1 protein-coding gene is annotated in these 786 nt (G+C 66.8%); it reads left to right on the top strand.

What is annotated here, in order from left to right; all coding sequences use genetic code 11:
• Positions 1–194 precede the first annotated feature (194 nt).
• A partial coding sequence (locus DJ75_RS12055) for a chlorite dismutase family protein (RefSeq protein WP_176451453.1) occupies positions 195–786 on the top strand: 592 nt, incomplete at its 3' end.

Here is a 786-nt window from a genome sequence, read left to right as displayed (position 1 = left end):
AGAGTAACGCCCGCAGGTCCGCCCGTACCCCGCGATCGTGCCGAGCGATGGCCATGCGCCCTCAACGCGCTGATCACGATTAATCTTGTCGGGGGATTCACAGTTACGCTCGAGCGACTCGCTGAGACGGCTTCGACGTGGGAGGGGCGACGACGACTCGCAAACTCCTAAGTCCCGGCGCTCGAACGACGGGTATGGTCGAGGCACCACAGACCGAGGAGGGGTGGTTCGCGCTGCACGACTTCCGGTCCATCGACTGGGACGCGTGGCGCGACGCCCCCGAGCGGGAGCGACGACGGGCGATCGAGGAGGGCGAGGCCTTCCTGAAACACCGGGAGCTGGTCGCCGACGCCGACGAGGGCGACTCCGGCCTGTTCTCCGTGCTCGGGCACAAGGCGGACCTCCTGTTCGTCCACTTCCGGCCCTCGCTCGACGACCTCTCGTCGATCGAGCGCCGGTTCGAGGACACCGCGCTCGCCCGGTTTACCGAACGGACCACCTCGTACGTCTCGGTCACCGAGGTGTCCGGCTACGTCTCCGACGCGTACTTCGAGGAGGGGCCGGAGGAAGTCGACGCCGGCCTCCGCGGATACATCGAGGGGAAGCTGACGCCGGAGATCCCGGACGACGAGTACGTCTGCTTCTACCCGATGAGCAAGCGCCGCGGCGAGGAGTACAACTGGTACGACCTCTCCTTTTCGGACCGCGCCGATCTCATGGCCGGCCACGGCGAGGTCGGCAAGGAGTACGCCGGGAAGATCAAGCAGGTGATCGCCTCCTCGGTCG

It is taken from the genome of Halorubrum sp. Eb13, assembly GCF_002252895.1.
Lineage (GTDB): Archaea > Halobacteriota > Halobacteria > Halobacteriales > Haloferacaceae > Halorubrum.
Note: the sequence above shows the minus strand (reverse complement) of the source record. Positions and strands in the feature narration are given on the sequence as shown.